A 5943-nucleotide genomic window follows, 5' to 3' on the forward strand; every position below is an offset into this window, starting at 1 on the left:
GGTTTTAGCCCCGGCCTTAAGCGTGATCCAAGCTTTTCAACAGCGAGCCGACACGCAGCAACAGAGCCTCTGCCACGAATCCGGGCCAATTGTTCTCTTTGGCATCGCGCAGCCGCGTTATTAAAGAGAATCACGCAAGGCATAGGTCCGGCCACTGCCCGGATTAACTCTGGGCCACGCAGCAAGTTATTGACGCCTGAGACCGCAAAAGCCCCGGATTCCCGCCAACACGGCCGCGGATTGCGAGAATCTATCGCTACGGCCTGACTTTCTCGCACACAAAAAGAAACCCCCGCTTTTTGGGCGGGGGTTTCGGGGTAAAAAACCCTGGCGATGACCTACTCTCGCATGCTAGATGCACACTACCATCGGCGCATGTACGTTTCACTTCCGAGTTCGGAATGGGATCGGGTGGTTCCATACAGCTATAGTCACCAGGGAGAGGGTGGAGGGTCGCAAGTCGGTCCGGCGATCGGTCGCAGGGATGCGATCGAAAGTGGGACTGACAGCGCTCACGCTCTCAGAGGTTGGGAAGTAGCGAACATTTTGGACGACTCATTCGTGTCGTTGGCCAAGGATGCTTCGATTAGAAGCAACTTGAGGTTATATGGTCAAGCCGCACGGATCATTAGTACTGGTTAGCTCAACACATTGCTGTGCTTACACACCCAGCCTATCAACCACCTGGTCTTGATGGTTCCTTCAGGGGAGTCAAGCTCCCGGGAGATCTCATCTTGAGGCGCGCTTCCCGCTTAGATGCTTTCAGCGGTTATCGCTTCCGAACATAGCTACCCGGCAGTGCCACTGGCGTGACAACCGGAACACCAGAGGTTCGTCCACTCCGGTCCTCTCGTACTAGGAGCAGCCCCTCTCAAATCTCCAACGCCCATGGCAGATAGGGACCGAACTGTCTCACGACGTTCTGAACCCAGCTCGCGTACCACTTTAAATGGCGAACAGCCATACCCTTGGGACCGACTACAGCCCCAGGATGTGATGAGCCGACATCGAGGTGCCAAACACCGCCGTCGATATGAACTCTTGGGCGGTATCAGCCTGTTATCCCCGGAGTACCTTTTATCCGTTGAGCGATGGCCCTTCCATACAGAACCACCGGATCACTAAGTCCTAGTTTCCTACCTGCTTGATCCGTCGATCTCGCAGTCAAGCACGCTTATGCCTTTGCACACAGTGCGCGATGTCCGACCGCGCTGAGCGTACCTTCGAGCTCCTCCGTTACTCTTTGGGAGGAGACCGCCCCAGTCAAACTACCCACCATACATGGTCCCCGATCCGGATAACGGACCTAGGTTAGAACGTCAAGCACGACAGGGTGGTATTTCAAGGTTGGCTCCACCACAGCTAGCGCCATGGTTTCAAAGCCTCCCACCTATCCTACACAGACGAACTCAACGTTCAATGTAAAGCTATAGTAAAGGTTCACGGGGTCTTTCCGTCTTGCCACGGGAACGCTGCATCTTCACAGCGATTTCAATTTCACTGAGTCTCGGGTGGAGACAGCGCCGCCATCGTTACGCCATTCGTGCAGGTCGGAACTTACCCGACAAGGAATTTCGCTACCTTAGGACCGTTATAGTTACGGCCGCCGTTTACCGGGGCTTCGATCAAGAGCTTCGCCTTGCGGCTGACCCCATCAATTAACCTTCCGGCACCGGGCAGGCGTCAGACCCTATACGTCCACTTTCGTGTTTGCAGAGTCCTGTGTTTTTGATAAACAGTCGCAGCGGCCTGGTCACTGCGGCCCCCGATCGCTGTAGCCCGCATGGGCCACGATCAAGGGCGCACCTTCTCCCGAAGTTACGGTGCTATGTTGCCTAGTTCCTTCACCCGAGTTCTCTCAAGCGCCTTAGAATTCTCTTCCTACCCACCTGTGTCGGTTTACGGTACGGTCTGCATAAGCTGAAGCTTAGGGGCTTTTCCTGGAAGCGTGGTATCAGTCACTTCGCTCTAATGAGCTCGTCTCGGTGCTCGGAGTTAAAGGGTCCCGGATTTGCCTAAGACCCACTCCTACCGCCTTTCTCCAGGACAACCAACGCCTGGTAGACCTAACCTTCTCCGTCCCCCCATCGCACTTATGCGAGGTGCTGGAATATTAACCAGCTTCCCATCGACTACGCATTTCTGCCTCGCCTTAGGGGCCGACTCACCCTGCGTCGATTAACGTTGCGCAAGGAAACCTTGGGCTTTCGGCGTGGAGGCTTTTCACCCCCATTATCGTTACTCATGTCAGCATTCGCACTTCCGATACCTCCAGCAGACTTCTCAATCTGCCTTCGACGGCTTACGGAACGCTCCTCTACCGCGCACATATAAATATGTGCACCCCAAGCTTCGGTTTATCACTTAGCCCCGTTAAATCTTCCGCGCAGACCGACTCGACCAGTGAGCTATTACGCTTTCTTTAAAGGGTGGCTGCTTCTAAGCCAACCTCCTGGCTGTCTGTGCCTTTCCACATCGTTTCCCACTTAGTGATAATTTGGGACCTTAGCTGTGGGTCTGGGTTGTTTCCCTTTTCACGACGGACGTTAGCACCCGCCGTGTGTCTCCCATGCAGTCTGTCTTGGTATTCGGAGTTTGCAATGGTTTGGTAAGTCGCAATGACCCCCTAGCCATAACAGTGCTCTACCCCCAAGAAGATTCACATGAGGCGCTACCTAAATAGCTTTCGAGGAGAACCAGCTATCTCCGGGTTCGATTAGCTTTTCACTCCTAATCACACCTCATCCCCTACCTTTGCAACGGGAGTGGGTTCGGACCTCCAGTTGATGTTACTCAACCTTCATCCTGGGCATGACTAGATCACCCGGTTTCGGGTCTATTGCCCGCGACTATGCGCCCTTATCAGACTCGGTTTCCCTTCGCCTCCCCTATACGGTTAAGCTTGCCACGAACAATAAGTCGCTGACCCATTATACAAAAGGTACGCAGTCACCCCTTGCGAGGCTCCTACTGCTTGTACGCACACGGTTTCAGGGTCTATTTCACTCCCCTCTCCGGGGTTCTTTTCGCCTTTCCCTCACGGTACTGGTTCACTATCGGTCGGTCAGGAGTATTTAGCCTTGGAGGATGGTCCCCCCATGTTCAGACAGGGTTTCTCGTGCCCCGCCCTACTCATTTTTCATCGATATGGCCCTTTCGCATACAGGGCTATCACCTTCTATGGCCGGTCTTTCCAGGACCGTTTTGCTAAAACCATATCGACTTTTGGGCTGTTCCCCGTTCGCTCGTCACTACTCAGGGAATCTCGGTTGATTTCTTTTCCTACGGTTACTTAGATATTTCAGTTCACCGCGTTCGCCCTGCATGGCTATGTATTCACCATGCAGTACCTCCTAGGAGGTGGGTTTCCCCATTCGGACATTACCGGATCAAAGCTTGTTGCCAGCTCCCCGATACTTTTCGCAGGCTACCACGTCCTTCATCGCCTCTGACCGCCAAGGCATCCACCGTGTGCGCTTATTCGCTTGACCATATAACCCCAAGTCGCCTCGGAGTTCTATTTCTGTCGATGGGTACAAAGCATCGACGCGAATATAACGACTCAATTTACTAGGGACTCGAAGTCCCCGCCTTAGCCACACGACACGTATGAGTTCTTGTCTCAGACGCTCGCTACTTCCCTATTTTTCAAAGAACCATCGTCAGGCCACAGTGCCTGGCGACATTCAAATCTTGTGTGTGCGCAGCGATCGGTACATCAAGCATCAAAAATGGTGGAGCCTGTCGGGATCGAACCGACGACCCCCTGCTTGCAAAGCAGGTGCTCTCCCAGCTGAGCTAAGGCCCCAAGTGGTGGGTCTGGGAGGACTCGAACCACCGGCCTCACCCTTATCAGGGGTGCGCTCTAACCACCTGAGCTACAGACCCAGTCTTGCTCTTGATTACCAATCGTGCAGGTTACTTATGAGGACGCCTGGACAAGCGATGTTGTCTTTTCTCTAAAGGAGGTGATCCAGCCGCACCTTCCGATACGGCTACCTTGTTACGACTTCACCCCAGTCATCGGCCACACCGTGGCAAGCGCCCTCCCGAAGGTTAGGCTACCTGCTTCTGGTGCAACAAACTCCCATGGTGTGACGGGCGGTGTGTACAAGGCCCGGGAACGTATTCACCGCAGCAATGCTGATCTGCGATTACTAGCGATTCCGACTTCACGGAGTCGAGTTGCAGACTCCGATCCGGACTGAGAGAAGGTTTCTGGGATTGGCTTGCCCTCGCGGGTTTGCAGCCCTCTGTCCTTCCCATTGTAGTACGTGTGTAGCCCTGGCCGTAAGGGCCATGATGACTTGACGTCATCCCCACCTTCCTCCGGTTTGTCACCGGCGGTCTCCTTAGAGTTCCCACCATTACGTGCTGGCAACTAAGGACAAGGGTTGCGCTCGTTGCGGGACTTAACCCAACATCTCACGACACGAGCTGACGACAGCCATGCAGCACCTGTGTCACGGTTCCCGAAGGCACCAATCCATCTCTGGAAAGTTCCGTGCATGTCAAGGCCAGGTAAGGTTCTTCGCGTTGCATCGAATTAAACCACATACTCCACCGCTTGTGCGGGCCCCCGTCAATTCCTTTGAGTTTCAGTCTTGCGACCGTACTCCCCAGGCGGCGAACTTAACGCGTTAGCTTCGATACTGAGTTCCTAGTTGAACCCAACATCCAGTTCGCATCGTTTAGGGCGTGGACTACCAGGGTATCTAATCCTGTTTGCTCCCCACGCTTTCGTGCCTCAGTGTCAGTGCTGGTCCAGGTAGTCGCCTTCGCCACGGATGTTCCTCCCGATCTCTACGCATTTCACTGCTACACCGGGAATTCCACTACCCTCTACCGCACTCTAGCCTGCCAGTATCCAATGCAATTCCCAGGTTGAGCCCAGGGCTTTCACATCAGACTTAACAAACCACCTACGCACGCTTTACGCCCAGTAATTCCGAGTAACGCTTGCACCCTTCGTATTACCGCGGCTGCTGGCACGAAGTTAGCCGGTGCTTATTCTTTGGGTACCGTCAGAACAATCGGGTATTAACCGACTGCTTTTCTTTCCCAACAAAAGGGCTTTACAACCCGAAGGCCTTCTTCACCCACGCGGCATGGCTGGATCAGGCTTGCGCCCATTGTCCAATATTCCCCACTGCTGCCTCCCGTAGGAGTCTGGACCGTGTCTCAGTTCCAGTGTGGCTGATCATCCTCTCAGACCAGCTACGGATCGTCGCCTTGGTGGGCCATTACCCCGCCAACTAGCTAATCCGACATCGGCTCATCTATCTGCGCGAAGCCCGAAGGTCCTCCGCTTTCACCCGTAGGTCGTATGCGGTATTAGCGTAAGTTTCCCTACGTTATCCCCCACAAATAGGCAGATTCCGATGTATTCCTCACCCGTCCGCCACTCGCCACCCAAGGAGCAAGCTCCTCTGTGCTGCCGTTCGACTTGCATGTGTTAGGCCTGCCGCCAGCGTTCACTCTGAGCCAGGATCAAACTCTTCACTTAAATGTTTCGACATCACCGAAGTGACATCTAATGCTTCGAGTGCAGTCGTCTTTTCCGGAACTCGAACTACTCACTAGCATTTGCATGCTTTTGAATCTTTCTTGCTCTTTCTAGAACGTCTGCTGATGGACTAACGCCACCTGCCAGACGTCCGCATAAGTATCCTGCGCACACTGTCAAAGATCTTCGGAAGCGGCCTCAGCGCCTGCTTCCCAGTGCTTCGAAGTTTCCTCCGAAGCGAGCCGCCCATTGTAGCGCGGTTTTGGCTTTCGTCAACACCTCGGTGAGGGTTGGTTTCCGCCGGCTTCTCCGTCTGCCCGAAGGCGTTTCGTTGAAGCGAGCCGCACATATTACCGCGACTTTCGAGTCTGTCAACACCGCGTGAAGGCTGCTGTCGTTCTCGTCCCGCTTGGCCCGCCGCCCCGAAGAGCAGCCCG

General features: G+C 54.4%; 2 tRNA genes and 3 rRNA genes. All 5 read right to left on the reverse strand.

What is annotated here, in order from left to right:
* Window positions 1-325 precede the first annotated feature (325 nt).
* Window positions 326-439, reverse strand: a 5S ribosomal RNA gene (rrf, locus tag AC3A5K_RS16925).
* Between the two features lie 168 nt (window positions 440-607).
* Window positions 608-3491, reverse strand: a 23S ribosomal RNA gene (locus tag AC3A5K_RS16930).
* 241 nt (window positions 3492-3732) lie between these two features.
* A tRNA-Ala gene (locus tag AC3A5K_RS16935) sits at window positions 3733-3808 on the reverse strand.
* 3 nt (window positions 3809-3811) lie between these two features.
* A tRNA-Ile gene (locus tag AC3A5K_RS16940) sits at window positions 3812-3888 on the reverse strand.
* 73 nt (window positions 3889-3961) lie between these two features.
* Window positions 3962-5506, reverse strand: a 16S ribosomal RNA gene (locus AC3A5K_RS16945).
* The 16S, 23S and 5S rRNA genes sit together here with 2 tRNA genes alongside, the layout of an rRNA operon.
* Between the last annotated feature and the right edge of the window lie 437 nt (window positions 5507-5943).

It is taken from the genome of Luteimonas sp. Soil_C_5, from assembly GCF_057656615.1.